Source organism: Streptomyces sp. NPDC055966 (assembly GCF_042269865.1).
Taxonomy (GTDB): domain Bacteria; phylum Actinomycetota; class Actinomycetes; order Streptomycetales; family Streptomycetaceae; genus Streptomyces.
In genome coordinates, this window is record NZ_JBHJYK010000011.1 from 97,570 (window position 1) to 123,495 (window position 25,926).

19 protein-coding genes and 5 pseudogenes are annotated in these 25,926 nt (G+C 69.4%); 9 read left to right on the top strand and 15 right to left on the bottom strand.

The window, feature by feature from the left end:
• Positions 1-36: 36 nt before the first annotated feature.
• Both ACFC8N_RS23875 and ACFC8N_RS23880 read right to left on the bottom strand, forming a co-directional pair.
• Positions 37-1,485 carry an arabinofuranosidase catalytic domain-containing protein gene (locus tag ACFC8N_RS23875; protein WP_376289572.1) on the bottom strand — a complete coding sequence of 483 codons (1,449 nt, stop codon included), beginning with the start codon at positions 1,483-1,485 and terminating at the stop codon, positions 37-39.
• 1,569 nt (positions 1,486-3,054) lie between these two features.
• A pseudogene (locus tag ACFC8N_RS23880) lies at positions 3,055-4,035 on the bottom strand (LacI family DNA-binding transcriptional regulator).
• Positions 4,036-4,316: 281 nt separating this feature from the next.
• On the opposite strand from ACFC8N_RS23880, the gene ACFC8N_RS23885 reads away from it, so the two are divergent.
• From ACFC8N_RS23885 to ACFC8N_RS23895, 3 genes are all read left to right on the top strand, one after another.
• Complete coding sequence (locus tag ACFC8N_RS23885; protein ID WP_376289574.1) at positions 4,317-5,282, top strand: glycoside hydrolase family 6 protein; 966 nt, start codon at positions 4,317-4,319, stop codon at positions 5,280-5,282.
• Between the two features lie 139 nt (positions 5,283-5,421).
• Positions 5,422-6,702 carry a glycoside hydrolase family 6 protein gene (locus tag ACFC8N_RS23890; RefSeq protein WP_376289576.1) on the top strand — a complete coding sequence of 427 codons (1,281 nt, stop codon included), beginning with the start codon at positions 5,422-5,424 and terminating at the stop codon, positions 6,700-6,702.
• A gap of 941 nt (positions 6,703-7,643) precedes the next feature.
• Positions 7,644-7,847, top strand: coding sequence for a hypothetical protein (locus ACFC8N_RS23895; RefSeq protein ID WP_376289578.1), 204 nt, complete (start codon positions 7,644-7,646; stop codon positions 7,845-7,847).
• A gap of 76 nt (positions 7,848-7,923) precedes the next feature.
• On the opposite strand, the gene ACFC8N_RS23900 is transcribed toward ACFC8N_RS23895, so the two are convergent.
• Positions 7,924-8,100: a hypothetical protein gene (locus ACFC8N_RS23900; protein WP_376289857.1), complete on the bottom strand. Its 177-nt coding sequence runs from the start codon at positions 8,098-8,100 to the stop codon at positions 7,924-7,926.
• Positions 8,101-8,136: 36 nt separating this feature from the next.
• Positions 8,137-8,226, bottom strand: a pseudogene (locus tag ACFC8N_RS23905) (hypothetical protein); the annotation flags it as partial.
• Between ACFC8N_RS23905 and ACFC8N_RS23910 the strand changes: the two are divergent.
• Positions 8,183-8,524 (top strand): hypothetical protein, encoded by a 342-nt coding sequence (locus tag ACFC8N_RS23910; protein WP_376289860.1) that lies wholly within the window; start codon positions 8,183-8,185, stop codon positions 8,522-8,524. The pseudogene ACFC8N_RS23905 and the gene ACFC8N_RS23910 sit on opposite strands and share 44 nt — an antisense overlap.
• Positions 8,525-8,883: 359 nt before the next feature.
• On the opposite strand, the gene ACFC8N_RS23915 is transcribed toward ACFC8N_RS23910, so the two are convergent.
• From ACFC8N_RS23915 to ACFC8N_RS23925, 3 genes are all read right to left on the bottom strand, one after another.
• Positions 8,884-10,419, bottom strand: a complete 1,536-nt coding sequence (locus tag ACFC8N_RS23915; protein ID WP_376289580.1) for a glycoside hydrolase family 43 protein — start codon at positions 10,417-10,419, stop codon at positions 8,884-8,886.
• 308 nt (positions 10,420-10,727) lie between these two features.
• Positions 10,728-11,753, bottom strand: a complete 1,026-nt coding sequence (locus ACFC8N_RS23920) for a hypothetical protein (RefSeq protein WP_376289582.1) — start codon at positions 11,751-11,753, stop codon at positions 10,728-10,730.
• Between the two features lie 9 nt (positions 11,754-11,762).
• Positions 11,763-13,082: an ABC transporter substrate-binding protein gene (locus tag ACFC8N_RS23925; RefSeq protein WP_376289584.1), complete on the bottom strand. Its 1,320-nt coding sequence runs from the start codon at positions 13,080-13,082 to the stop codon at positions 11,763-11,765.
• A 200-nt stretch (positions 13,083-13,282) separates the two neighbouring features.
• On the opposite strand from ACFC8N_RS23925, the pseudogene ACFC8N_RS23930 reads away from it, so the two are divergent.
• Positions 13,283-14,310 (top strand): annotated as a pseudogene (locus ACFC8N_RS23930) (LacI family DNA-binding transcriptional regulator).
• 39 nt (positions 14,311-14,349) lie between these two features.
• Here the strand turns inward: ACFC8N_RS23930 and ACFC8N_RS23935 are convergent.
• From ACFC8N_RS23935 to ACFC8N_RS23950, 4 genes are all read right to left on the bottom strand, one after another.
• Positions 14,350-14,703, bottom strand: coding sequence for a hypothetical protein (locus ACFC8N_RS23935; protein WP_376289585.1), 354 nt, complete (start codon positions 14,701-14,703; stop codon positions 14,350-14,352).
• Positions 14,704-14,836: 133 nt separating this feature from the next.
• Positions 14,837-15,583 (bottom strand): polysaccharide deacetylase family protein, encoded by a 747-nt coding sequence (locus ACFC8N_RS23940; RefSeq protein WP_376289587.1) that lies wholly within the window; start codon positions 15,581-15,583, stop codon positions 14,837-14,839.
• A gap of 393 nt (positions 15,584-15,976) precedes the next feature.
• Entirely contained in the window at positions 15,977-16,174 is a 198-nt protein-coding gene (locus tag ACFC8N_RS23945) for a cold-shock protein (RefSeq protein WP_356024817.1), read from the bottom strand.
• A gap of 490 nt (positions 16,175-16,664) precedes the next feature.
• On the bottom strand, positions 16,665-17,837 hold the full coding sequence (locus ACFC8N_RS23950; protein WP_356024819.1) for a hypothetical protein: 1,173 nt from the start codon (positions 17,835-17,837) through the stop codon (positions 16,665-16,667).
• Between the two features lie 1,143 nt (positions 17,838-18,980).
• Here ACFC8N_RS23950 and ACFC8N_RS23955 point away from each other — a divergent pair.
• Entirely contained in the window at positions 18,981-19,220 is a 240-nt protein-coding gene (locus ACFC8N_RS23955) for a hypothetical protein (protein ID WP_376289590.1), read from the top strand.
• Between the two features lie 43 nt (positions 19,221-19,263).
• Here the strand turns inward: ACFC8N_RS23955 and ACFC8N_RS23960 are convergent, their stop codons facing one another.
• Positions 19,264-19,653, bottom strand: coding sequence for a hypothetical protein (locus ACFC8N_RS23960; protein ID WP_376289592.1), 390 nt, complete (start codon positions 19,651-19,653; stop codon positions 19,264-19,266).
• Positions 19,654-20,072: 419 nt separating this feature from the next.
• On the opposite strand from ACFC8N_RS23960, the gene ACFC8N_RS23965 reads away from it, so the two are divergent.
• Together ACFC8N_RS23965 and ACFC8N_RS23970 are read left to right on the top strand one after the other, a co-directional pair.
• Positions 20,073-20,270 (top strand): peptidoglycan-binding protein, encoded by a 198-nt coding sequence (locus tag ACFC8N_RS23965; RefSeq protein ID WP_376289830.1) that lies wholly within the window; start codon positions 20,073-20,075, stop codon positions 20,268-20,270.
• A 574-nt stretch (positions 20,271-20,844) separates the two neighbouring features.
• Positions 20,845-22,188: an endonuclease domain-containing protein gene (locus ACFC8N_RS23970; RefSeq protein ID WP_376289594.1), complete on the top strand. Its 1,344-nt coding sequence runs from the start codon at positions 20,845-20,847 to the stop codon at positions 22,186-22,188.
• Positions 22,189-22,403: 215 nt separating this feature from the next.
• Here the strand turns inward: ACFC8N_RS23970 and ACFC8N_RS23975 are convergent.
• From ACFC8N_RS23975 to ACFC8N_RS23985, 3 genes and pseudogenes are all read right to left on the bottom strand, one after another.
• Positions 22,404-22,726: pseudogene (locus ACFC8N_RS23975) on the bottom strand (integrase); the annotation flags it as partial.
• A gap of 335 nt (positions 22,727-23,061) precedes the next feature.
• On the bottom strand, positions 23,062-23,724 hold the full coding sequence (locus tag ACFC8N_RS23980) for a peptidylprolyl isomerase (protein WP_376289596.1): 663 nt from the start codon (positions 23,722-23,724) through the stop codon (positions 23,062-23,064).
• 224 nt (positions 23,725-23,948) lie between these two features.
• Positions 23,949-24,230 carry a hypothetical protein gene (locus tag ACFC8N_RS23985; protein ID WP_376289598.1) on the bottom strand — a complete coding sequence of 94 codons (282 nt, stop codon included), beginning with the start codon at positions 24,228-24,230 and terminating at the stop codon, positions 23,949-23,951.
• Between the two features lie 1,159 nt (positions 24,231-25,389).
• Here ACFC8N_RS23985 and ACFC8N_RS23990 point away from each other — a divergent pair.
• Positions 25,390-25,517, top strand: a pseudogene (locus ACFC8N_RS23990) (ArsR family transcriptional regulator); the annotation flags it as partial.
• Positions 25,518-25,926 lie beyond the last annotated feature (409 nt).

Below are 25,926 nucleotides of genomic sequence, written 5' to 3' on the forward strand. Positions count from 1 at the left end.
CGGCGGTGTGCCGGCCACGAAACCGGAGCCGTCAGGTCAGTTGAGGTTCCATCGCTGGTTGGATCCGCCGTTGCACGGCCACAGTTCCGCGAGGGCGCCGTTGGCCGTGGAGGCACCGGTGACGTCGAGGCAGAGTCCGGACTGGGTGCCGGTGACGGAGCCGTCGGAGTTCAGCTGCCATTGCTGGTTGGCGCCGCCGTTGCAGGGCCAGGTCTCCACCTTGGTCCCGGCGGACGTCTGGTTGTCGTACGCGTCCAGACACATTTGGCTGCTGCCGCTGTAGACGGTCAGCTGGTTGGACGACGTGTGGGTCCAGGCCTGGTTGGTGCCGCCGCTGCAGTCCCAGATCTGCAGCTGTGTGCCGGCCGTGGTGGACGAGTTCGGCACGTCCAGGCACTTGCCCGCGCCCACCGCGTGCAGCGCGCCGGTACTCGTCCCGCCTCCGGAAGACGAATTGCTGTATCCGGCCGCGGTGATGTTGGCCTGGACGGCGTTCTCGGTCGCGTCCGACGGGTAGCCGGAGGTCATCACCCCTTCGTAGAAGGTGCCTTGGGCGCCCTTGCTGTTGTCGCCGCCGGTGCCCAGGATGATGGCCCCCTGCTTGCGCATCGGGTTGTAGCCCGAGACGTTGGGACGAGGCCCGTCGTAGAAGGTGGACAACCCCCCGGACTGGGCGTTGCCGCCACGGATCGCCCAGTGGTTCGCCCCACCCTTGATGATGGCGGTCGTGTACCGGTAGTTGATGGTCGGATCGCCCGCGTTGTAGTGCTGGTCGACTCCGGAGAACAGCCCGTTCTCCAGGTCGGCCATGATCCACGGACCGTTGCCCGAACCGTAGCCCCAGACCCTGATATTGCCGAAGTAGATGGCCTCCATGGTGCCGTTGCCGTCATCGTTGCTGTTCGTCTCGGCGTTGCCGTAGTCGAAGCAGCAGCCGCCGTTGTAGTGCGTGCCGTCGAAGATCGCGTACATGCCCTCGGGGCTGTCCCCGGTGGCGATGCCGTTGGTGTGGTTGTTCCGGTAACCGGTGCCGGGCGCCACGAAGACGCCGTAGGCCTTGTGCCCGCCGATCATGGTGGGCGCGGCGGTCGCGTTCGCGAGGTTGTCGGGCCCGCCCGCGGCGCCGCCCGCGGGCGCCTGGGTGAGGTTGTTGCCACGGCCGGACTGGTCGTAGACGATCGTGATCAGGCACGTCGTCCCCGAGCAGAACGAGTCCTGGGCAGCGGCGTCGGCATAGCCGCCCGCGCCCAGGACACCGATGTCCCGGGTGGTGTTGTCCGAACCGCGCCGGACCTGGTAGAGCGGCCCGTCGTACGAGGCGTACAGCGCTCGCGTCGTGCTGTGCGCCGCCACACAGGGCGTAGCGCCCGCCGCGTAGATGTCGCACGGCCCGGAGGCGGCGGCCCGCGCTGTGCCGGCCGCAGCCGTGGCGCCGATCAGAGTACCGGCGACGAGCGCGGCCGCGGCCCCCACCCGGACGACCATGGTCCGCCGAGAGTGCCGAGAGCGGGGCGAGCTTGCCTGCGGAGGGACGTGTGCCTGATCCGGCACGCTTTCCGGCCTGCCACGGCGTCGTACCGCCGCGAGTAACAACCGGACGCCACCGCGGCCGGACAGCAGCTGGCGTCTTGCACGTACGGTGCCCATCTGATCTCCCCACCATGCCGACGCAACCCGGTCGGGTTTGGTGGTGGCGTCGGCGAATCCGGAAGCGCTTGAATGTGCTGTCTTTGCAGCGAGATTGCAGAGAGGTTTCGGGGGGAGACGGTGCTCCCGATTTCGCGGCACTGTCAAGGCTCTTGGAGCCCCTGTCGCAAACCTTGTCGCGGAATCGATTCGACGGCTGGATTCCAGCGGGTCAGAGCCGACCGACGCGTCCACGCGCGCCCCGCGGCGTGGCTGGCAGGTGGTGGCGTGTCCGCCGGCCGCGCGGACCGGCAGGGCGGGCGGGTATGGCCTCCGGCTGGTCCCGGACCACCCGGATGACCTGCCATGCCGCCGGTGAACAGGAGCGCAGCCAACAAACTCGGATGCCGGGCCACCGGTTGCCGAGTGCACCGGCCGAGCGGCGGGGCATCGCCCCTGCGTCGGCATCCGACTTCGACTCGCGGCACGCCATTGACCGAGCACGCCTCCGGCCGTAACCTCATCCGTCGAAGCGCTTGCGTGGAACCGGTTCGCGCCGCACCTTGCGTAAGGCGTGAAACGATTGACCACCGGACGGTTCCCGGCCCGACGTCATTCCCCGTGGGCACATGGCACTCAGACGCTCCTCGCCCATCTGTGCCTTCATGATGCCCAGACGCCCGTGAAACACCGTGGGTGCCAAGGCGCTCGTTCAGCACCGCTTGAGACCAGTCCGTCGAGTGATTTGCGACGTCTTACGCCGGCTCACCGCCGCGAACTCATCACCCTTGCGCCGCACGGCCGCAGGGAATCGGCGCCCGAACCCGAAGAAGACGCGATGAGACGAGATCTCGCCGCCGGGCGCACTGACGACCGAACCGGCGGCGACGATCACGTTGACGGCACCCCCCGCCGGCAGCGTCGGACTACCAGATCCGGCACCGGGATGAAGGTTCCTGATCCCCTGGCTCAAAACTTTCGTCGACAACGACACCCTCTACACCCAATTCCGCTGCCCGACCTCCCCGGCATCTCGATCTGTCGCCCGAGTGCCCGTACGCATCGTCGACCGCCACACCGCCCAGCGGGACGGGTGTGCTGCGTGCGGTGGGTGCGGGCAAGTGCCGCGACTTCACGGGCAGTTCCACGACGGCGGGTACGCCGACACAGATCGGTGACTGCTGTCGAGGCGTGCCGGCGTGGCCTAGCGCCTCATCGGGCCGGCCATCACGAATCGCCCGGTAGATGGAAGGTGCCGCACGGCCCGCACCAGCGAGGTCGCCGCCGTCCTGTGGGACAACGGCTTCTTCCACGACCACGCGCTCCGCGACCGCCTCCTCGCACAACGGCTTCGTGCCGAAATCGGGCTCGTCAAGGACCGCAGGTCTCACCACGAAGGCGGCCAGGCTCACCCGTTCAGGTGAGCAACTACGGCAGCGGGGTAGGTTCCAGTCCGTTGACGAGCGGGACGAGCATGCGCGCCATCTCCCGTTCCGAGAGCCCTTGTGGGCTGGTGGACGGTGGTGAGCGGCGGATCTGTGACCTGGGCGACGGCGCGGTGGTCGAAGCCGGCCCCCGCGATGTCGTCGGGACCAGCCGGCCGGCCTCACGCAAGGCGCGCAGCGCTCCCGCCCCCATGCTGTCGTCGGCAGCGAACACCCCGTCCCTGTCGGGATGTTGGGCCAGCAACGCGGCCGTGGCGGCGGCTCCGCTGGGCTCGGTGCAGTCCCCCTCATGCGGTGGGTACGGTTTGAGTCCGGCCGCGAGCATGGAGCCCCGGTAGCCGCGGTACCGGGCACGCCCCGCCTCGGTGTCCAGCCGCCCGCAGATGGCCGCCACGCGGGTCCGGCCATGCGAGATCAGGTACTCGGTCGCCTCGCGCGCCCCGTCGGCGTTGTCGACGTCGACGTACCACCGGGGAGCCGGACCGACCGGGCGTCCGCCGAACATGACGGGCATCTCTGCTTCCTCGGCCGTCCGGGCCAGCGGGTCCCCGTCGCGCAGCGCCATCAGAATGGCGCCGTCGGCGCCCCGGGACCGCAGGAGTTCCTCCACCCGCTTGCGGCCCCGGTCGGAGGCCGCCAGGCACAGCATCAGGTGCAGGGCGGCCTCCTCCAGCGCGGCCGACGCTCCCACGATCACCTGAGCGAAGAACGGGTCCGTGAAGATGGACGGGTCCTCTCCCGCGACGACCAGGGCCGCCGCTCCCGTCCGACGGGTCGCCGGCGCGCGGGCGGTCGGATTGCGTACGTAACCGAGCTGCCGGACGGCCCGTTCGACCGCCTCGCGCTTGGCGCGGCTGACATGCGGGGCGTTGTTGAGGACGCGGGAGGCCACCGAGCGGGAGACACCGGCGAGTCCGGCCACCTCGTCCATCGTCGACTGCCTGCGTGGCGCGTTTCCTGCCATGGCCCGTGAGCCCCTCCCCCGTCGGCCGCGCTGTTGGCAGCGCTTCCAGTTCCGAGACGGTAGAGCCTTCTTTCCGCCATGTGAAGGGAGGGACGGGCGATGTTCTTGACAGGTCGAGCGGCGGGCCACACGATACCGGCCACAGCCCACGGTTCTCGAAGTCCCTGGGACCGCTGCCAGTTTGGGAGCGCTCCCATGCTTTCACCCCGCACTTCCTCAGCGCGCCGCACGCTCCGGACGAGAGCATGCGGCGCATCCCCGCCCGGAAACGAGGTACAGCCATGCGCCGCAGACTCCGCGCCCTCGTAACGGCGTTCTTCGCTTTGCCGCTGGTGCTCGTTGCCGCACCGTCCGCCCATGCCGCCGACCCGACGACCATGACCAGCGGGTTCTATGTGGACCCCGACTCCAGCGCGAAACGGTGGGTCGCCGCCAACCCCGGCGACGGCCGGGCGCCCGCGATCAACGCCTTCATCGCCAACACTCCGATGGCCCTATGGTTCGGCTCCTGGAGCGGCACCATCGGCACTGCCACGGGCGCCTACGCGGGCGCGGCGGCCTCCCAACGCAAGCTGCCCCTCCTCGTCGCGTACAACATCTACCACCGCGACTACTGCGGCGGGCACTCCGCCGGCGGAGCCGCCTCGCCGTCCGCCTACGCGAGCTGGATCGCCCAGTTCGCCGGCGGGATCGCCAGCCGCCCGGCCATCGTCCTCCTGGAACCGGACTCCCTCGCCGACTACGGCTGCATGACCCAGGCTCAGATCGACGAACGCGAAGGCATGATCACCGACGCCCTCACCCAGTTCAACCGCCAAGCTCCCAACACCTGGGTGTACTTGGACGCCGGCAACCCGGCCTGGGCGAGCCCGGCTGCGATGGCCCAGCGCCTCCACGAAGCCGGGCTTCGGCAGGCCCACGGCTTCTCGCTCAACATCTCCAATTACTTCACCACAGCCGAGAACATCGCCTACGGCAACGCCGTCAACAGCGAACTGGGCGCCCGCTACGGCTACACCAAGCCGTTCGTCGTGGACACCAGCCGCAACGGTCACGGCTCCGACGGCCAGTGGTGCAACCCCTCAGGCCGCCGCATCGGCAGCCCTACCCAGACGGGCGGAGGCGCCGAGATGCTCCTGTGGATCAAGAACCCGGGCGAGTCCGACGGCAACTGCGGCGTCGGAGCCGGCACCTCGGCCGGACAGTTCCTCCCCGAGGTCGCCTACAAGATGATCTACGGCTACTGATCCCGGATCCCCGTCTGGCCGACCTGGCGCGTTCCTGCCCCGCCACCGGGCCACGGGCGCCGTCCGCCGCAGCCCCGCCGGGTCCACCGCTCGCCGTCCTCCAGACCTCCCCTCGTCCATCCACCGCCCAGGAGCAGTCATGAAACCACGCAGCCTACGGCGCCGCGCCGCCGCCGTCATCGCGGCGCTCACCGTCTGCACCGCCCTCACCGCGACACAGGCTCAGGCCACGCCCACGCCCACGCAGGACGTGATCACCCCGGCCACGAAGTTCTATGTGGACCCGCACAGTAAGGCGGCGAAACAGGCCCTCGTCGACCTCGGGAACGGCGACATCGAGGACGCCACGAACATGGCCAGACTCGCGAGCTGGCCGCAGGCCGAATGGTTCACCCAGGGCACGCCCGACGAGGTGCGCGCCACGGTACACACGCTCGTCCGCCGGGCCCGGGCCGTCGGCCGGACCCCCGTGCTGGTCGCCTACGACATACCCGGCCGGGACTGCTCGCAGTACTCCAGCGGCGGAGCCGCGTCCTCCGCCGCCTACCGCCAATGGATCGACGCCTTCGCCGCCGGAATCGGCGGCGACAGGGCCGTGGTCGTAGTCGAACCCGACGGCCTCGCCAACCTCCCCAACGACTGCGGGCCCGCCACGGACCCGACCGGCGAACTCACCGCCGCACGCATCGCCGACCTCCGATACGCCGTCAAAGCCCTGAAGGCGAGGCCCCGCACCGCGGTCTACCTGGACGCCGGCAACGTCCAGTGGCGGGCCGTCGGCGACATCGCCCAGCGGCTGCTCGACGCCGGCGTCCAGTACGGCGACGGTTTCGCCCTGAACGTGTCCAACAACCACCCCACCGACCACAACGCCCGATACGGCACCTGGATCGCCAAGTGCGTCTGGTACGCCACCGAAGGCCCCGAGCAGGCACGCGGCCACACCGACTGGTGCGCAAGCCAGTACTACTCGTCCGCCGCCCCCAACGACGGCGCCCCCGGCGACGCCGTCTCCCCCGCGGACCCCGGCACCTGGCGGTGGACCGATGCCTGGTTCGACCAGAACGCAGGCACCGCGCCGGCCGGCGAGCTGCGGCACTTCGTGATCGACACCAGCCGCAACGGCCTGGGCGCCTGGACCCCTCCGCCGGGCAAGTACAGCGGGGACCCGGAGGCCTGGTGCAACGCGCCCGGCCGCGGTCTCGGCCCACGCCCCACCGCCCACACCGGCGTCCCGCTCGTCGACGCCTACCTGTGGATCAAGACCCCCGGTGAATCAGACGGCAGCTGCACACGCAACGCCGGCGGCACGATCGATCCCGAATACGGCATCGTCGACCCACCCGCCGGCACATGGTGGCCCGACCAGGCCCACGCACTGGCCCGCAACGCGGTACCACGCCTGACATTCAACCGCTGAGCCCTGTCGGACACGGTTGCTCGTGCTGGTCGCGTACGGGATCGCGGCCGGGGGGACGGGGCAGGCTGCCGAGGTGAGGGGCCAGCGGCGGGCGGTGCTCACCGAGCGGCGGCGCGAACCGAAACGGGAAGTGTGGAAATTGGTCGGCTACGTTCTCGCTTCCTGCGGCCACTGAGCAGTGCACCATCGGCTCGATCCCCCGAACGGACTGGCACGAGGACAGCGACCACGACGGCGAGGCAAGCAGCGCGACAGCGCCGCGCAGACACAGGCTCATGCTGGGCACCGCCGTCGCGCTGACCGCCACGGGAGTTCTGCCCGCTCTGGTCCTGGCGCTGCTCCCCGACCGCAGGGCCGACGCCGGGACCGCCGCCACCGCCCAGGCGAGCACGACCTCCCCCCCAGGGCCGGCACCTCGACGGCGCCGGGTACGGCGACCGCGACGCACGCTGCGGCGTCCGCGGCTGCAGAGCCATCGGTCACAGACACCCCGCGGCTCCCGCGCCCGACGCCCGCCACGGCATCGGCGGCCGTTCGGAGCCGGCCCGGCACCACCTCCCAGGGTGTCGCCACCGCCTACGAGGCCGGCGACGGAAACGGCGCCTGCCTGTTCGGCCCCAGCCCCGACCTCATGTTCGCGGCGATGAACACGGCCGACGACGAGTCGTCCAGGGCGTGCGGGCCGCACGTCCTCGTGCGCGCGGCGAACGGCGCCTCCGTCACGGTCCGGATCACCAACGAATGCCCGGCGCCCTGCGACCACCCGGTCAACTCGACCTCAGCCGACAGGCGTTCGCCACTCTCACCGACCTCAGTGTCGGCCGGATCCCGATCACGCGGAGCCTGCTGAGCCCCGGTACGGCCGGCCCACCTCCATCCGGTACAAGTCCGGCTCCAGCCCCTACTGGTGCGGCATCCAGGCGATCGGCCACCCCAATCCGGTGGCCGCGCTTGAGGTCCGCACCGCGGATGTCCGGCAGCAACTGCCGCGTACCGACTACGACTACTTCCTCTCCGTCGACGGCAGCGAGTGCGGCGGCGCGTTCAGAATCACGGACATCTACGGTGAACGGCTGCCCATCACCGGGATCGCGCCGCGGCCGAACCTCGCGCAACCGACCGGGGTCCAGTTCTCACGCCACTGATCGCACCGTCGTCACGTAGCCGTGGCGCTCCCGGACACCCGCCGGTCAGGCCGCACACCATCCGGCTCCGGAACCGTCAGACGTTCTGGAGGTCCCCGAACTTCTCGAAGAGGAATTCGTGTGTCAGAAACGACACGTCGCAGTCGTGCCCCAGGTACAGCACCAGACATTGGTCCCTGGCGAAATCAGGCACCTTGGGGAGTACGTCCCGTCCGGTCGCCGGCTTCCGCTCACCCGTCACGAGCTTGGCCACCCGAACTCCGACACCACGGCGTTCGCGGTCCCGCAGAACCCACTCACGCAGGGTCGCCCGGTTGATGCCCAGGTCAGCGGCGATGCTCTTGTACGCCGCCCCGGGCGTGGACTCGTACAGGGCCACGGCATCGGCCGGGGAACTCGTCCGAGTAGTCCGTCATCGCCACCGGCGGTCTTTCCACCACCGCCGACGACGCTCGCTGACCCGGCCGGACGAGAAGTCGAGATGGGCGCCGGACCGGATCGGCCGCGACTTCCACGCCGCGCGGCCGGGCACGAAGCTGGTCGGGGGCATCACCTTTCTCCCCACCGCCGAGGGCTGGCTCTACCTCGTCCGCCGGCTGGACTTGGCCACCGTCGAGGTCGGCGGCTACGTCATGGCCGACCACCGCCGCGCCTCCCTCGTCGTCGACGCGCCGTGAAGATACACGACCGCGGCGGCGTGCAGCCCGGACGCATCACGCACTCGGATCGCAGCGGCGCATACACATGAGCCGCATTCCGGGGCGGGATAAGGGACTTGAACCTGCGGCAAAGCTGTGGCCGCACCGGATCGCGCTTCGATATCGCCGCCGCGGAGAGCCTCTGGGCCCTGCTCAAGGAAGAGACCGGCACCGGCACCTGGTCCGACCGTGCCACCGCCCACGCAGAGGTCTTCGCTGTCATCGAGACGTTCTGCAATCGGCGCCGGCTACGCAGGCACAAGACAGGGCGACCTCGCGGCATGCCGCGTGCGGTGTCCGCACGGACGCGGGGGACGCACGCGGCCGAACGCCGGGCGTCAAGCGGAGGGTGCCGAGGCCGGTGCGTACTCGAACCAGTCGAAGGCGACCGCGCCCTCGGTGGCGTACATGCCGATAACGCGGCCGGTGAATCCGCAGGCGACCTCGGTGGACAGGTAGCGCCCGTCCAGTTCGACGAGTGGCTGGGCGTCCGAGGCGTCAGGATCGCCGAGCCAGAAGGCGACGGTGTCAGGGCCGGTGGTCCCGCCATCGGTGAGTTCGGGCGACGCGGGCACGAGGTCGGACGTCCGGATCGCGACGGTGAGGGTCAGCGGCCCGGACGGGACCGGTCGGCTGGCTATTGTCTGGCGCAGCGGACCGATGCGGGCGACGACGCCGGCCTCTCCGTTCCCGACCTCCAGTTCGTAGTGGTGGGCTTCGTCCAGGCGCACGCAGAGGCCGCCGCGTCCCGTACCCGGGTCGATCGCTGCGGTGACGCGGCAGTCGTGGTGTTGCTGGCGGCGGCCGACGAAGGTGTACCCGGGGCGGTCGAGGGTGGCACCAGTGGCGTTGAGGACCAGCCAGCCAGGGCGCTCGGTGAGCGACCAGGAGCCCTCCGGGCGGGTGAACGGCGAGACCCACTGCGGCGCGAGGGCGGACTCGTCGAAGTCGTCGCGGGCGGGCAGGGCCGGAACGGGGTGCCAGGCACCACCCGGGGCCACGTGACTCTCGGGAACGGGTGCGACGACGGGCCAGCCGTCCTCGTCCCACTCCACGGGGGTCAGGAACGTCTCGCGACCGAGCACGTGCACGTCGGGCGTGAAGCCGCGGGGCCGGACACCGAGCAGCACCATCCACCAACTGCCGTCGGGAGCCTCCACCAGGTCGGCGTGGCCGGTGTTCTGGATGGAGCGGCCGGTACCGCTGTGGGACAGCAGGGGGTTCGCGGGTGCGCCTTCCCAGGGTCCGCGCGGCGAGCGGCCGCGGGCGACGGACACGCTGTGGCCGCGTTCGGTGCCGCCTTCCGCGATCAGCAGGTACCACCAGTCGCCGATGTGGTAGAGGTGCGGCGCCTCGGGGTACTTCAGACCGCTGCCCGACCATGTGGCAAAAGACCCCTCCAATACCTCCCCCTTGACCGGGTCGATCCTGGCCATGTTGATGCCGCCTTCGGGCCCGGAGAAGGCGCACCAGCAGGTGCCGTCCTCTTCCCACGCCAGATCGGGGTCGATCCCGTGCAGGTCGATCCACACCGGGTCGCTCCACGGCCCCTCGGGCCGCTCGGCCGAGACGACGAAGTTGCCGCCGCCGTCGATATTGGTGTTGATGACCCAGAAACGGCCGTCGTGGTGGCGGATCGTGGGGGCGTAGAGGCCGCCGGACGCCTTGGCTCCGGGGAGAGGCAGCGGCAGTTGCTCGGGCCGGTCGAGCACGTTGCCGATCTGCTCCCAGTGCACCAGGTCCTTGCTGTGGAAGAGAGGCAGCCCGGGGAAGTACTCGAAGCTGGAGCACACCAGGTAGTAGTCGTCACCGACCCGGCACACGCTTGGATCGGGGTGGAACCCACTGATCACAGGATTGTCGTACGTACGCACAGAATGTGTTCCTTTCGGGCGCCAGGGCGCCGTGCCGGGTTGAGTCCGCGTCAGTTCAGAAAGCTGATCACCGCGGTGCGGCACCGGGGGGGCGGACCCGGTGCGCAAGGGACCCCATGGAGGGTGGTGCTGTCCAGCCTGAGCTTCCAGGCGGTGCACGACGCCGTCGAGGGACGGTTCGCCATGCACGACGCGATTGGCGGAGCGCCGAAGCAGCGGGCTCCGCCCAGCAGTTGGGGCTGAGCACGACGTCGGCGGACGCGGCGTCTCGGTCGGGGCGTGCCGGGCGTGCGGGCCGGCACCGAGGTTCAGGGCCTCGGCGTGGACTCCCCGGTCGCCGGCCCGAAGATCCAGCGACTCACTCGTCGCCCGTCGGGCAGTTCGGCGTAGGAGTCATGGCGCAGTCTCAGTCGTGCCTCGGTAATCACAAATGCGCTGCCTTCGTGGTGGAGGGATCGGTCCGGGCGTTCACGCTGTGGGGCAGGTGCACCCCACCCCGCCTGTGGGACCGAGCCGCTCGGCGAGCAAGTCGAGGGCGCCCTGGTCCTCGACCGGGTCGACGGCCTCATGGCCGTTGTAGCGCCAGATGGCGATGCCTTGGGCCCCCGCGTAGGCGTGGTAGGCGTGAAGACGGTGGATGGCGGCACGATCGCGTCCCGGTGCGGTGTCCCTGCGGCGAGGTCGACGCCTTCGAACTGCCGCACCGTGCCGGCGCCGTCGATCGATGCGGCCTGGTAGAGCACCTGGGGGATGGCGCGGGCGCCGCCCTGGTAGAGCAGCGCGTGCAGGGGCGTGAACTGCCACATCCCCACGAAGGTCAGCACCGCGATCGAGCCTGCCTGGCTGCCGAGCAGGTTGCCGTTGCCGAACAGCCAGGGCAGCTGTCCCGGGAGGCCGAAGTTGGGGTCGAGCAGGGCGCGCCACAGCACCGAGACCGCGGTCGCGGAGAGCAGCAGGGGGACGAAGAAGATCGCCGACAGCACGGCCCGGTTGCGCTGGGGTCCGGCCGCCCAGACGCCCAGCAGGATGCTGACGGGCGTCTGCGTGACGACTCCGAGCACGGTGAGCACGAGGGTGAGCCAGATGCTCTGGGTCATCACCGGGTCATGGATCAGCTTGGTCCAGTTCGCCGTCCCGTTGAAGTGCGGTGAGGTGATGCCGTCCCAGCTGGTGAAGGACAGCACCGCGACCAGCACCAGCGGGAGGATCGCGAACAGCAGGAAGAAGACGGTCGCGGGTACCGCCCAGACGAAGCCCGGGCGGATGACCCCGACGCCGGCCCGGCGCGCCTTGAAGCGACGGCCGGACACAGCTGCGAGAGAGATTGAGCTCATCGATCCTGCTCAGGAGTTGGACAGCGACTGCATCGCGTGGATGAAGCCGTCGGCGTCGGTCTTGCCGTCGAAGAACTTCTGAATCGCCGTGTGGAGCGGCGTGGCCGCCGCCGGAGGGTAGGCCTGGTCCCAGGACAGCTGGAACGAGGGCGCCTGCTTGACCAGGTTGAACTGGAACTGCGAGTAGTCCGGGCTGGCCGAGGTGGACAGGAAGTTGGCGGTGTTGGTGGTGGTCGGCAGGTTGCCGATGCCCAGCTGGGCCTTCACGAACTCGTCGGAGTACATGAGCTTGAGGAACGCCGCCACCGCGTCGGGGTGCTTGGTCTTCTTCAGCACGGAGTAGAAGTTGTTCGTGTTGCCGACGACGTCCTTCGGGTCGCCCTTGCCGCCCTGGACGGACGGGAAGGCGCTGTAGCCGAGGTCGTTCTTGGCGAAGTCGGGGTTGCCGGACTGCTGGGTGGAGTACTCCCACGAGCCCATCAGCTCGAAGGCAGCCTTGCCCTTGGCCAGCAGCGCCGGGGAACCGCCGTCGGTGAACTTCACCGAATCGAAGTTGCTGCCGAAGGCACCGGCATCGGTCAGCTGCTTCAGCATGCCCAGGGCCCTCTGGCTGTCCGGACTGGCCCACGCGGTCTTGTCACCGGCGAGCGCCTTCCGGAACAGGTCCGGCCCTGCGAGCCTGTCGAAAACGTACTCGAACCACATGAGGGTGGGCCACTGGTCGCCGCCGCCGAGCGCGATCGGCGTGATCCCCTTGCCCTTGAGCACCTTGACGTCGTTGATCAGGTCGTCCCAGGTCTTCGGGACGCTCAGGCCGGCGCTCGCCAGGACCTTCTTGTTGTTGAAGAGCAGCACCGGCTGCGTGCCGCGCATCGGGACACCGTAGGACTTGCCGTCGATCACCGCGGTGTTGAACACCGAGGGAAGGAAGTTGGACTTGAGCCCCGGGTCCTTGGCGATCATGTCGTCCAGGGGGAGCAGGAGGTTCTTCTTGACGAACGGCGCGATGCTGCCGCCGCCCCAGTTGAAGAAGACGTCCGGGGCCTGCGGGGTGTTGATGATCGTGTTGAGCTTCGACTGGTAGTCGGCGCCGGGGATGGTGTCCAACACCGCCTTGACCTTCGAGGTCTTGTTGAAGGTATCGACGATCTGCTTCTCGACCTTGTTCGCGGCGTCCCCGTAGACGAGGACGTGGATCGTCCCGGAGTTGGGACCGCCACTGGACCCGCACGCGGCGGTCAGACCGAGCACCAGCGCGGTCGTTGCCGCGACCGCGGCGAATCTGTTGCGGGACGCACCGCTGCGAAGTCTCGCAGAGAAGGAATTCATGGCTTGACGACTCCGTCGATAGTTTCGAAGAGATTGTCGAACGATGCGGGAAACCTAGGCGTAACCTCGGACACCGTCAAGGCTCTGGAGGATCTCGATTCGGACGTACTGGCCGATGCCCTGAGCAGCTGGTATCCGTCGCGTACAACCGCAACGACTTCGCACTTCGACTCGCACACCAGGGCAGCGCAGAAGGGCTCGTGACCAGAGCGGCGACACTCGCCGAAATCGCGCGTGAGGCGGGGGGGGTTCACACCGACTGTTTCGAAAGTCGTCAACGGCCGCGCGGACGTCGCCCCCGCCACCCTGGAGCGGGTGGACGAGCTGCTGCGTCAGTACGGCTACCAGCGGCGACGCACCAACAGCGCCCCGTCGAGCCCATTGCTGGAGCTGGTCTTCCACGAGCTTGAGAGTGCCTGGGCGATGGAGGTCATCCGCGGGGGTCGAGAACGTGGTCCGCGACGAGGGAATGAGCGTCGTCCTGTCGGAATCCTCGGGTCGGCTCAGCCTCGGGCAGTCCTGGATGGACGGGGTGTTCGCCCGACGCCCCACCGGCGTGGTCCTGGTGCTGTCCGGGCTCGACAAGGCCCAACAGGCCCAACTGACCAGCCGGGACATCCCGTTCGTGGTGATGGACCCCGCCGGGAACCCCGGTCAGGACATGCCGGCGGTCGGACGACCAACTGGAACGGCGGCCTCGCCGCCACCCGCCACCCGCCACCCGCCACCCGCTCGACCTTGGCCACCGGCGGATCGCCGTCATTGCCGGACCACGACGGATGATGTCCAGCCGCGCCCGGATTGACGGCTATCGGGCCGCCCTGGAGACGGCCGGCGGCGCCTTCGATCTCTCACTGATCCGCGAGGGCAACTTCCACCACGAAACCGGCTACTGGGTGAGCCTGGAGCTGCTGCGCCTCACGGACCGGCCCACCGCGATCTTCACCGGCAACGACCTGCAGGCGCTCGACCTCTACGAGGTCGCACGGGAGTTGGGCCTACGCACCCCGGAGGATCTCAGCGTCGTCGGCTTCGACGACCTGCCCGTCGCCCGCTGGGTCGGCCCACCCCTGACCACCGTCCGCCGGCCGCTGACCGAGATGGCCGAGGTCGCCGCGCGCATGGTGATCGACCTCGCCCGCAGCACCCACCATCCGCGCTACGCGTGGACCTGGCCACCAGCCTGGTCGAGCGCAGCAGCACAGCCCCAGCCCCCGACCACCATTGAGTCGCCGGGACCTTCGAAATTTCGAAAGCCCGTGGCGCATCACTCCGGCCGCGTACCGCAGAAGGCCACAGGTCCGGTCTGGGTGGCGCTGCCGGTCGTCACGTGCACGAACCAGGGCAGTGGCACGGCCGAGATCCGAGTACCGGTCGGCGATACGGCCATGGCCGCCAGTACCCCGCCCAGCGACCGCACGGACCGCTTGCAGGGTATGCAAAGCATGCGGGCCCTGCCCGTAGACGGGCAGGGCCCGCATCGGCGGCAGGCTACCCCAGCCAGCCAGCCGGACAGGGCGAGGCGGCGGCCGGCGAGGCCGCGGTCGAGGTCCTTGCCGATCACCTCGCACAGCGGTGCCAGGACGTCGGCCGCGTCCGCGTCGGACCAGTGAGCCGGCACGGCTTCGAGCATCAGCTGCCCGCGCACGTGCGTGGTTGCGGCGAGGTCGTCAGCGGCCTGCCGCAGCGCGGACCGGCCGCGCGCAGCCAGGCCCGGACGGCCGGAGCAAGGGCGATCGGTCAGTGCCGCCCCGTCAGCTTGCGGGGAAGGCGAATGTGTAGCCCTGTTTGCTGAGCCATGGGAGCAACTGGCGCAGGGCAGCGACGGTTTGGCTGCGGTCACCGCCACCGTCGTGCATGAGGATGATGCCGCCGGGACGCAGTTCCCGTTTCGCGGTGGCGAGGATCGAGCCAGTGCCGGGGCGCGCCCAGTCCCGGGGGTCGACGGTCCAGCCGAGCGGGCGCAGACCGGCGTGCACGGCTATCTGGCGGTTTTCGGAGCTGAAGTCGCCGCCGGGGGCACGGAACCATGTGACCTGGGTGTTTGGCCCCCCAGCCTTGATGATCATGTTCTTGGCCGCGGTGATCTCGTAGACCTGCTTCGCGTGCGGGAGGGTGCGCATCGGCTGGGGGTGATGCACGGTGTGGTCGCACAGCCTGTGGCCGTCGGCGATGATGCGCTTGACCATGGCAGGGTTAGCAGCGGCCCGTGTGCCGATCTGGCAGAAGGTCGCCTTGACGTGGTATTGCGCAAGCAGGTCCAAGATCTGACCGGTGGCCGGTCCCGGGCCGTCGTCAAAGGTGAGTGCCACGGTACGGCCGTCGGTCGCCGTGCGGTAGGCGATCGAGGAGCTCGGGGCGTGAGCCTGGGCGGCCCGCGCGCCGGCGCCGGATGCGGCGCTCGCGCTCGTACCCATGCCGGCCAGGGCGAGCGAGAGGACAACCGTGCAGCCGACAGCCGCGCGGCGCAACAGGGGTCGGACAGAGTTCGGGTTCCGCATGCGGTACTACTCCTGGCATCGTCGGCCATTCCGAGATGGCGATGTCGGGTCCCTACGACCATGACCGAATGTCCGACCGATATAAAGGGATCGAGGATATTTGCGCCTTTTGTCACAGATCATGCTTTTTGTGAGCCGGCTCACAATTCATTCTTCGCATTGCGATCCCTTTTCTCGGCCTTGACCCTTCCATTTCTGTCCGGCCCTCATCCGCTCATTCCGCTCGACATGCCTTCGGAGCCAGGCCAGCCGAGGAGGTGCCACCGGCGCCGCCCGGGCTGGCCGAGGATGGTGCATCGGTGCCGGAATCAGGGGCTGCGAGAGCGGTGAGGACGATCATCCAAGCGACGTCAGCCAGCCGCTTGATCAGGCGCGATCCGGCGGACGTCACCCTCAGAGAAAGCGAAGGCGGCAGATGTTGCCGGCACGGACATCTGCGGCGTCAACGGTGAGGTCGGACTCCACCGGCTCGCCCGCGTGCAGCGCCCTCTCCCCCCGGCCCTGAACCGCTGACCGGCACGCGACGGGACCGAGCCCCTTGCCGTCCAGCACGACGCGGCCGACACTCCGCTGAGGGTCGAACCACTTCACCGCTACCACAGGCACCTCACCACCCCCGCATGGTGGCCGGTGGTGATCGCAGAGCCTGCGCCAGCGCACAACCAGCGCCCAAGGGCGCGTCACCCGGCGCGCGGGACACAAACCCGGCACGCGCTCCAGCCGCCGACACCCAGGCCCAGTTCAGGGGCGGCGTGTCCGTCGGGGGCCTATGCCCAGCGCGCAGGTCCCGCGTCAGCTCAGCGAACCGCCGCGCGCGGAGGGAACCCTGAACAACAGGCGCCCGGGCGGCCAGGTCCATCCACGGCCATGTCGTCACGGCCCGCGGCACCGGGCCGAGGACCGGCACGGACCACACCGGCATCACGGCGCGGCCACGAACGGCCCTCCTGCGGGGCATCGGCCGGCACCGGGAGCAAGGGGCCGTCCGCGACCGCGGATCCGTCGTGGCGAGCGCAGGGGCTCGGATCCCGGGGTGGGCGGTGAGTTGGGGGATCGGACGCGCCACGCGGCATCCGACGACCTACTTGAGTCCGACGACCGTCTTGAGCAGGTCCTCACAGGTGAACCCGGGATTCCAGGAGTCGTTGTGATTGAGTATGCGGTCGACGAAAGGGGTGTCGTCGGCGACGTCGCGGGTGGGCTCGTACTGGCAGAACTCCCGGTCCACGATGTGTTTGGAGTCGGTGGTCAGCAGAATTCCGCTGGAGGACAGGATGGTCTGCGAAGTGCCGTTGTCGTCGAGGACGTAGCCGACGAAGGTGTAGTGACCGTCGTGCTCGGCATTCAGATGTGGGAATTTCGCGTTCTGGTCGATGCCCTCCTGCGCGACCAGAGCCGGGGCGCCATCGAGAGTGATCACTTGGGCGGGCAGCCACATGCGGTCGTCGGACTGCTTGACCAATGACCACGTCATCAGGACGGCCACCGGGAGAAGGGTGTACGTCGCCACTCCCCACAGACGCCAGTGGCTGCGGACGGGCGCACCCGGCGTCTGAGCCAGATCCGGGTCGGTGGTGTCATCCGTGGCGACGCCCGTCGTGCCCACCGCTGTTCCGTCCCGGCTCGGTCGCCGGGACGCGGACCGGCGACGCCAGGCACGGACAGCCAGCGCACGGCCGACATACAGCACGGCGAGCCAGGCGTAGATCCTGCAGAGGTCGACGGGCTGCCAGGTCCATTTGTTGTCGGCGTCGTAGAACTCTTCCAGGTAGGCGGTACTGATGAACGCCGCGAAGGTTCCTGCGAGCAGCCAGAGGGCCGGGCGCCGGTGGCCCCAGATGACGCGGCGAAGCCAGGAGCGGGGAGGGGATTCCGGGCGTTCGAGGAGGAGGCGCACCAGGAGGAACGCCGTCACCGCCCCGCCGATCACACCGATGAAGCGGATGAAGGTGTCCAGCACCAGGGCGCTCACGTTCAGGGTGCCGAGCAGTTCCAGCATGGTCGTACGGTCGCCGTGAGCTATCAGATAGATCCGTGCACCGGCGATGAGTGTGGGCAACAGGCCGAGGAAGAAGAACAGGTACTCGGTGAGGCTGGCTTCGCCCTGCCCGGCATCGCCCCCCGCTGAGTGGTCCGGCCCGTCACCCGGGTCCGGCCGCGCGTCCGGGTTCCCGTGCGGGTCCGTGTCTGGTGTGATGTCCGTGCCGGCTGCTGCGGTGACAGATAAACCGCCGCCGGGTTCCCCGCTCGTCACGCCTGGCCCCCTCTTCGTCTGCCCGATTGTGCGCAGACGCCAACGTAGCCGGGGCGCGGCCGACATGGCCAGGTCCTGGACCCAGGCGCGCTACCGCCAGCCCGCACTGTAGGCGGCGGCCCTGGCCGCCGGTCTCGGGCAGTAGGCCTTCACCCTGTCGCCTGATGTCGGGGCTCGCCAGAGCCTGTTGCGGAAGTTGGCCGGCCGGGCTTCTGGGTAGCGTGGAATGCCCAGGTACACGCGGAAGTTGAGCACGTGATGACGCAAGGTCCAGCACCCCGGTCCCTGTCCGACGGTGCACTCTCCCTTGTGTCGCCCTCCGGCGCGGCCGGATGCAGCGCGCCATGTCGACAGCCCCGGGGAAGTCCGTGGTGGTGACGGCCTGCGGCGTCGCCACAAGCGCGGTCGTGTCGTTGAAGGACGCGTGCGTAACCGCGCCGGGCGGAAGGTGGCCGCACGACAGTTACGGCAAGTCGGTGGGGATGGGGGCGTGTCAAGCGGTCCGGGCCGGGCTCTGCGATGACAGTGACCTTGGAGAGCGGCACACACCGTCCGAGGGCGGAAGGCAGGACCGTGACGCAGGCCACTGCTCTACGAATCGCTCTGCTCCCGGCGGAGACCACCTGGTCGCTGATGAGCCGCATCACCGCCCGGTACGGAATGCCGGTCAGCGATCTGCGGGCGTCATGGCAGTGGAGAGACCATCCCCGCACTCCCTCATGCCGAGCGGCTGGCGGTGCCGGAGCGGCACAGCGGTGAAACGGCCCCGGCGGAGTGACCCGCCGGGGCCTGCCAGTCGGGCCGGCCAGCCCCACGGGTCCTCGTGGCATGTCATCCCCTCCCGTTGTTGCCTGTGCCACCCAGAGTCGAAAGCGCCTGAGGAACGTTCGGGTCACACCGGAAGCCCGTCAAACGAGTTCGTAAAGTTCCGGGGCACCTGAGCAGGAGCAAGTAGCGGTCAGGGCCTCGCGGGAACAGTGCTCTTGGGTTGCCGTGGCGCAGGTGCCCGCCCTCTCGCCTCAGCCCACCGGATCACCCGGCCGACTCAACGAACCCGCGCCCCCAAGGCAATGGGCGACCTGACGAACCGTGGACAACGGCGTGGGCTACCTTGCGGCTGAGGTCAGAGAGAGGACTCACGGGATGTCGCACATCAAGCTGCGCCGCCGCTTGGACGGGATGCGGCTCGTGCGCACCTACGGCAAGCTCTGTGCCGCCGCAGGCGCCGCCGACGCCGTTGGCTGGGCCGTCACGCGTACCTGTTCTGGTGCTTCCCCAACCATGGTCGCCCTCGACCGGCTCGAAACCCTCGTCCGCAACCGGCTCAAGCGCCTACGGTACCGGCCCGGCCCCCTCGACGGCTTCCTAGCCGGCACCGTCTGACCCTCGACGCTCCAACGTCACCCTGACGAGCCGAAGTCAGTGGCTAGTTGGGAGTACTGGTGGGCTGCTCGCCCGTGATCGAGTCGTAGACCCTGCCGTACATGGAGTGCCAAGGGCCGTCGTACTCCCACGGCGATTGTGCAGCGGGGTTCGGCTGGTCGTCCGAGTCGTAGATGACCCTGCCGTTGTCGATAAGGGAGAAGTGGCAGGCGCCAGGGTAGACAATCCGGGTCGGATCGATGGCCTGCGCGTCGTGGAGGCCATCGGGGTAGGAATGCAGCTCGATCTTCACTACTGCCGAGCAGTAGCTCGTACTGAGCGTCCACTGCCCCTCGGCTGCCTGAGCCGAGCCGTTGGCCAGCACCACACTGCCGGCGACCATCGAGCCGACCATGGCAGCTCGCACCGCGTGCCGCCCCAATTTCCACTTCATGAGAATGCTTCCTCCTCCTGATGGCAGCCCTGGCTGGGCCGTTGGCAGTCCGCACGACAGCTTGCCTGTGTGCGGTCAGCCGGGTGAGTGAGTCCATCGCGAATCTAGGCTCGGCAACGCATCGCGTGGAGTGTCCGGTTGCACCGTGAAGGAGGGGTTCCGGTGCTGCTCTGCACAGTGAACCTCTCGGCCGTTCAGCAGCCGCTCATCGCCGCTCGCCCGACAGGCCTTTCAGCCGCCGGCGGGCGTGCGGCCAACCTCGACCGCTCCCCCATCGAACTACCCGGCGGCCCGCAGAGGTTCGGCGAGGCGGCCCAGCCGCGTGCAGAGCGCCCGTACGAGTCGAGCGCAGCTCTTGGCGCAGCGACCAGACGTCAAGGATCGGAACGTGACATGAACCTGTTTGACCACGGCCATCGATTGCCTCGAAGGTCTCCACCGGCGACGACGTCCGCGCCGCCCAGGTCGAACTGAACCGGTTCGGGTACGGCCTCGCTGTCGACGGCAGCTTCGGCTCCCTCACCGACAGCGCCGCCCGGGCCTTCCAGTCCGCACACGGCCTCGGCGTGGACGGCCAGAAAGGCCCGCAGACCCGGCAGACGCTCGTCGGCAGCTGACCGCCGAACCCCTCCAGTGGCGAGCGCGCGAGGCGGCGTGACCGCGACAGCCGTTCCTGGTTAGGAGGCCTGACCATGACCGACCTGCAACACCAGCTCACCGGCCCCGCGGTCAACCTCGCCCGCATCGACGCCCACCTCTCCGACACACCGCGGGTGCGCACTCGCATGAGCCACTTGGCAGCACTTCGCCCCGCCCACCAGGCCGGTACGACTTGCACCGACTGCACAGCGGCCGCGGCTATCGCAGTCCCGCCGATTGCGAGGCCGCCCCGGCGGCCTGACGACCACATCGATGGTGTCCGTCAAAGCGGAAGAAGGCTGGCCACCAGACGCAGACATCGCACGCTGGCTCTGCTGCTCAATTCGACTGGGCTCGGGGATCGTTGATGCGCGAGGGTGAATAGCCCGATTCTTGACGCTCTGGTGGTGAGGCTGTGGGCACGGGAAGCGCTGACGAAACAGATGCTCAGGAACGAGGAGTTGCGGTCGGTGGATGCGGCGTGGGCGGCGCCTTGGCCGGCCGAGGCGCTTGGAGACCCGTTGCCGTGTTGCAGGCCGTTAGCCTGTCTGTATGTCAGAGCGTGTCATGCCCGGTCGCACGGACGGCCTGATCACCCTGGGTGCCGCGGACGCTCTGTGGGTCGATCTGACGGCCGACACTGCTGTGCCGACGGCTTCTGGGGCGTTCACCTGTTCTCCTGCCCATGCCCGGGCTGGATACGTCCTCCTCGGCAACCACGTGGTGGCGACGGTGAGCGCGAGCGACGGTCAGTGGAGAGTTCCGGAAGTTGAGGTACGCCGGGCGGCCGCGGAACTGAACGCGGTTGCGATGGACGAGCAGGACCTGGTCCGCATCGGTCCGTTTCACGGGACACCGAGGCAGGAGTACAACGAGGAAACGCCGCTGCGTTGGCGCCGGCGCATCACGCGGGAACTGCAGGGGATGGGCGGCCCCGAGCGGGCAGTCCGACGTGAAGACGGCCGACCGTATCATCTGGCGGGGATCGACTGGCGGCGGATACTCGTGGAGCGGATTCGCGACGGGACGCGGCGGACGTGGTGGCTGCCGCGCGCTGTGGTCAGGCTGCTGGATGCGGCCGAGCACGCCGAAACGCAGTGGGTGCAAGCCGCGCGGACCCGCCAGGCAAGCGCAGCCGTCACCGAGCCGCCCTCCCGCCTCCGGCAGGCCCAAGACGCCGACGGCCGGCAGACGACGAGCCCCGAGTGCTCAACCGCCAGTCTGCGCCCGTACAACGGAGAGCTGGAAGGCCAGCTGTACTCGGTCCTCAGCAGGAAGCCCGGCACCTCCCGCCGGGTGGCCGGGTGGGCGTGCGCCGTCTGCCGCACCGCGCCCTCCACCGTCCTCGACCATTGCCACGAACACGGCTACGTCCGCGCCCCCGTCTGCCAGTCCTGCAACACACTGGAACGCCCCGACCACCTGTACAGCAACGACATCCGCGTGGCGAACCGCTACACACGCCTCTTTGCCACCGACACCGACGACTGGCTCCGCCACTGGCACCGCTGCCCCGGCTGCCGCGCACGCACCACCCTGCCCCTGCCGCACCTCGCCGCGTGGACCGCCCACATAGCCTGCCGATCGCTGCGCCCGACCCACCGCGCCCCGCGCGGGCGCAAGCCCTGCGGCGTGCTGCGCGTGTCCTGGACGGGCAGTCAGAACGCGCCCCGTTCCTGCCTGCTCACGGTCGCCGTCGACTTCTGCCCCTCCGGCGAGCACCGTGTCCTGGCACAAGTCCCCTACCGCGAAGCCGCCGAGCGGTTTCGCATCTGGCTGGCCGAGACGGCCCCCGCCGTGGCCGCCGCGGCCGGACCCGACCGCCTGGACGGCCTCCCTGCCCGGTCCCGGCCAGTCATAGCGGACACCAGCGGCGAGGGCCTGGCACTGTTCTGAGCGGGCACCGGGAGACCCGGCACCCCCACGTCACCTCGCAGGTGCCGGCCCCCAACACGGTCACCCCGTACGCCCCAGCGAAATGCGCAGCAGAGTTACCCCGGACGCTGCTCCGCAATTGCAGGACGTGGCCGATGATGCGACGCGAGGCGCCCCTTGACTCCCGGGCGCCCGGTCGTGCGGGCCGGATTCCGGTACCCCCGCTTTGGTCGGTTTGGGTCGATGCCCTCGGCCTTGAGGATCTCCCAGGCGACGGAGGCGGCGATCTTGACGTCGAGGGTGGCGAGTTCGCCGTGCACCCTGCGGTAACCCCATGACGGGTTCTCCCGTACCAAGCACAGGACCAGCGCGCGGATCGAGCGGACGGTGGGCGGCCGTCCGGGCCGCTTCGGCCGGCAGATGCGGGCGTGGCGCTGCTTCATCGGGTCGCGGTGCCAACGCAGCACCGTGTCAGCCGGTCCGTGCCAAGCTGCCGTTCGAGGACGGTGATCTGGTGGCGCAGGGCAAGGAACTCCACGTCCTTGTCGTGGTCGCTCATCGGCAGCAGCCGCAGTACGGCGAAGACGTTGATGACGGTCGGGTAGGGCGAGACGAGGTAACACGAGGGTCATCCTGCCGCACCACCGAACAGGTTCCTGAGCTGCATAGACGACATTCTCGGCAGGCACGGTGCCCCACCCGACCGGCAAGATCCCCCTGATTGCCGCCCATCAGGTCGCCGACCACGGCGAGAAGATCGCCCTTCTCCAGCTGGGCCGCGTCCCCGTGGAATTTCCGCCCCGCTGGACGATCTCGTCCGCCAACTCGTACGACGCCGACCATGACCGGGACGGACGAGGGTTCCGGCAAGGACAGGGCCGGGGCAGGACCGTACTACCTGCTCTTGATTTGTACGCGCTTGATGTTCACCGGCAGCGTCGGAAAGCCGTCTCCCGGCCCGTTCTGGTCGTCCTCACCGCCCGCCGCGATCTTCTGGAGCAGGTCGAGGCCCGCGGTGACTTTGCCGAACGGTGTGTAGGCGGGCGGGAGTTTGGTGTCCTTCCAGACGAAGAAGAACTGGCTTCCGTTGGTGTTGGGTCCAGCGTTGGCCATCGCCACCGTCCCGGCAGGATAGGTCGCCCCGGTCAAGTTCTCGTCGGGGAAGGAGTAACCGGGTCCGCCGCTCCCGGTGCCGGTCGGGTCGCCGCACTGGAGCACGTAGATGCGCGCGGTGGTGAGCCGGTGGCAGTGCGAGCCGTCGAAGTAGTGGTGCTGGGCGAGGAACCTGAAGGAATACGTGGTGCAGGGAGCCTTGTCGGTCAGTGCCCGGAAGGTGATCGGGCCCTGGCCGGTGCGCAGCGTCGCACTGTACGGTTTGGCGGCCTTCACCGGGTCGAAGACCGGTATCCCCTTGAAGTTGTCTGCGGGAACGGCCGGCGTGTAGGTGCAGGCGGCCGACGGCGCGGCAGGGGGCGGGGGGTCGGCCGCGGCCTGTGTCGCGGTGCCGAGGAGGAGCAGGGCGGAGGCGGCGAGCAGGGCGCTTGGCTTACGGAGCACGAGACGGTTCCCTTCGGGTCAGCACCGTACGGGCGTGTCATGGCCGCCTCATACTGCCCGCCCCACCGTCCCGGTGAAACCCCCGCGCCGGGCACCGCCCCCATGTGGCAGTCCTCGAAGACCGGGCGCCCGCGCAGGAACTCCGCGGACTGGACGACGAGGAGGGGCCCGCCCGTACCCGAGAACGTCGGCTGCATGTTGGTGTAGACGTGACGGCCCAGCCCTCAGCCCACGGCCACGGCCACGGCCATCATGTCGTCGGCCTCGTGAGCGTTGTCCTCCGTGACGACGACGGACACCCGCACGTACGGGCCGACGTTGCAGGCCGCGGCCATGCCCTTCCGGAAGTTCCGGTAGGCGCTCCTGCACTGGGTGAGTTCGTCGAGCGATTCCTCCGTCGCGCCGTACATGCTCACGACGACGCGGTACGGCGGCCAGTCCCGGAACAGCCGCAGCAGCTCCCGCTCCAACAGCCGGGAGGCGTTGGTCGAGACCGTGAGCACCATGCCCTGGCGAACGCGCAGCGGTAGACGCCCTCGAAGTCGGGATCCACGGTCGGCTCACCGCCCGCGATCTGGAGCCGCAGGACCAGTACGTGCGCCCGAAGTTGCAGTAGAGGTTGATCTCGCAACTCGCCCGCGCGAAGCCGAGTTCGGTCGACGTGCGCACCAGGAGCGCCGACCCGGCGGCCCTGCCCTCCAAGTCCAGGCCCCAGGCATCGGCGGTGGCCTCCACCAGCCAGCCAGGCACCCGGTCATCGGCCCGGCGCGCACCTCCTCATACAGTTCGGCCGGCAGACGCACGCAAGCGGTACTGCCCGGCCGCACGGCCAGGTAGCCATCCAGCAACGGGCGGACGATCAGGTCGTGCACGGTCCCTCGACTCACGTCGATTGGTGCGACGGTCACGGCCAGGGCGGGTGGTGTGACGTCCCGGGCCCCGCCGGGGGCTCGGGTGTGACCGCCCGCTCCGGGCCGTCGGCGGATGCACGGATCACGGTCCGGGCCCGGCGCGGGAGCGGAGTCGGCTGAACCGGGAAGGGTGTGACGTCCCGGCCCGGCTCAGCCGGGGTTTACAGGAAACGGAGCAAGACGACGGTCAGGGCGAAGAGCACGCCCGCGAGGCACCACGTCTGCCACCGGGCCCACCACCAAGGCCCGCTGTGGCGGGGCCGGCCCTGGCGGCGTCACAGCCGGTTTTCCGGGGTGATCGGGGCGGGGATGCCGAGCGCGTCCGGGTCGGTGGTCCACTTCGTTCCTCCGCCCTCCGGTAGCAGCCACGCCGCCAGGCGCGGGCTCGTGCCCTCGGGGGCGATGGCGCTCAGAGTTCCGCGCGTCGCCGCGGCTGTCGTCAGTGCGCGACCGCCCCAAGCTGATGCCGCCCCTGCGCGCGATCTACACCGCCCCGACCGAGCGGCCCTCGAAGCCTTCGCCGCCGCCGAACTGAGTGAGCGCTACCCGTGGCTCCCGAAGTCACCGCGAAACGACATCCACAGACGCTCAGACGGCCAGACTGCCGCAATTCACCCCGTAGCGCACCGCAAGGGCAGGCACGAGGAACAACGCCAGCGACCAACGCAGCCCGCCCCCGACGGTCGTCAACACTGCACCGGCGACCGCACGCCCGGGAAACCGGGACGCGGCCACCCCTGCAAGGCGCTGCGCGAGGCGGGGCGGGGTCACACGTCAGCGCCAGTACGGGCTCGAACGCCGCAGCCACGTACGCATCGAAGACCCCCATGCCCGGTTCCCCGGCCTCTCGCCCTGATAGCGGCCTGGCCCCCGCGGGCCTGACGCTGAATGGTCGAATTCTGGAGCCCTGGGTCCCCTGGCGGACCGTCGAGTCCGACGGGGAAGTCTGTGCACCGGCCGCCTGAGCTGCCCACCCCGCCGGTCCGTATGTGGCCAGGCCCACGCCGGTGGCGGGCAGGTGTCCGCCGGCGGTGTGCACGTCGGCGACTGTGCTCTCGTGGTACTGGGCCAGACCATGCGCCGGGGTCCGTTCGAAGACCGGCTGGTCGCCCGCAGAAGGGTTCGCGGGTGACTCCCCCATCGGCTGCGCTCGGGGCGCATGTGGCTTCAAGGACGTGCACGGTGATTGCATGAACACTGCGACAGCTGAACCCTGCGAACCGCTCCAAAGCCGTTTGCCGGATTCCGCGCGCATTCGCGGTGCGTGCCGCCCTGGGGCCTTGCCTGTGCG

Excerpts from the sequence above, each read along its gene's own strand:
- ACFC8N_RS23920 (WP_376289582.1), bottom strand. The coding sequence starts at position 11,753 with ATGAGCTCAATCTCTCTCGCAGCTGTGTCCGGCCGTCGCTTCAAGGCG.
- ACFC8N_RS23910 (WP_376289860.1), top strand. The coding sequence starts at position 8,183 with ATGCTCTTGTACGCCGCCCCGGGCGTGGACTCGTACAGGGCCACGGCA.
- ACFC8N_RS23890 (WP_376289576.1), top strand. The coding sequence starts at position 5,422 with ATGAAACCACGCAGCCTACGGCGCCGCGCCGCCGCCGTCATCGCGGCG.
- ACFC8N_RS23940 (WP_376289587.1), bottom strand. The coding sequence starts at position 15,583 with ATGCGGAACCCGAACTCTGTCCGACCCCTGTTGCGCCGCGCGGCTGTC.
- ACFC8N_RS23985 (WP_376289598.1), bottom strand. The coding sequence starts at position 24,230 with ATGGTGCTCACGGTCTCGACCAACGCCTCCCGGCTGTTGGAGCGGGAG.
- ACFC8N_RS23970 (WP_376289594.1), top strand. The coding sequence starts at position 20,845 with ATGTCAGAGCGTGTCATGCCCGGTCGCACGGACGGCCTGATCACCCTG.
- ACFC8N_RS23955 (WP_376289590.1), top strand. The coding sequence starts at position 18,981 with ATGTCGCACATCAAGCTGCGCCGCCGCTTGGACGGGATGCGGCTCGTG.
- ACFC8N_RS23960 (WP_376289592.1), bottom strand. The coding sequence starts at position 19,653 with ATGAAGTGGAAATTGGGGCGGCACGCGGTGCGAGCTGCCATGGTCGGC.
- ACFC8N_RS23885 (WP_376289574.1), top strand. The coding sequence starts at position 4,317 with ATGCGCCGCAGACTCCGCGCCCTCGTAACGGCGTTCTTCGCTTTGCCG.
- ACFC8N_RS23875 (WP_376289572.1), bottom strand. The coding sequence starts at position 1,485 with ATGGTCGTCCGGGTGGGGGCCGCGGCCGCGCTCGTCGCCGGTACTCTG.
- ACFC8N_RS23925 (WP_376289584.1), bottom strand. The coding sequence starts at position 13,082 with ATGAATTCCTTCTCTGCGAGACTTCGCAGCGGTGCGTCCCGCAACAGA.